The sequence below is a fragment of the Citrobacter sp. S46_ASV_140 genome (assembly GCF_018919545.1).
Taxonomy (GTDB): domain Bacteria; phylum Pseudomonadota; class Gammaproteobacteria; order Enterobacterales; family Enterobacteriaceae; genus Citrobacter; species Citrobacter braakii.
This window is the reverse complement of sequence record NZ_JAHLRC010000286.1, coordinates 1-713: the sequence shown is the minus strand read 5'-3', so window position 1 is coordinate 713 and position 713 is coordinate 1. Positions and strand designations below refer to the sequence as shown.

At 43.8% G+C, this 713-nt stretch carries 1 protein-coding gene; it reads left to right on the top strand.

From position 1 onward, the window contains the following. A partial coding sequence (locus KQJ19_RS23805) for a fimbria/pilus outer membrane usher protein (protein ID WP_216404293.1) occupies positions 1-713 on the top strand: 713 nt, incomplete at both ends.

The following is a 713-nucleotide window of genomic DNA, read 5'->3' as shown; positions in this document are numbered from 1 at the left end:
GCGTGATGATGACAGCTTATTCGCGCAAATCACTTATGATTACGGTTTTGAGCCCTTTACGCTCAATACCTCTGCACTGGTCGATAAAAACTATAACAACATTGGTCTGGGTCTTATCCGCTCTTTCGGCTGGTTTGGCGCGGTGGCAATGAGTGGCAATCTGTCACAGGCAAAATACCATAATGGTAAAGCCATGAACGGCTTTAGCGCATCGGTGAAATATGCCCGCACCTTAGGGGAAAACGCAAATTTACAGTTGATTGGTTATCGTTTTAACTCAGAAAACTATATTGATTACACGGATTTTAACTATCGCTATTACAGCCTGTTAAACAACAGGCCTAAACAGCGATACGAATCGATTATCACCTATCAGCTTCCGGAAATGAATGTGTTCTTCAACATGTCGGCCTGGAAGGAAGACTATTGGGACAGTTCCAGTGAGGTAGGTGCAAACCTGAATCTCAGTAAGAGCTTTAATAATATTTCTGTCTCTCTGAATGCCGGGTATTCCCGACTGCAGGGGATGGATAACGATTATAACACCGGTATTTCACTGAGCGTGCCCTTTAGCGTGTTTGATAAATCGCACTATAGCTTCTCTGGCATAAATTACGATCGCCGTAATGGTACGAATTTCAATACCGGTGTTTCGGGAAGCATTAATTCTCGCCTGAGTTATAACGCATCCATCAGTCAGTCACGCAACACCA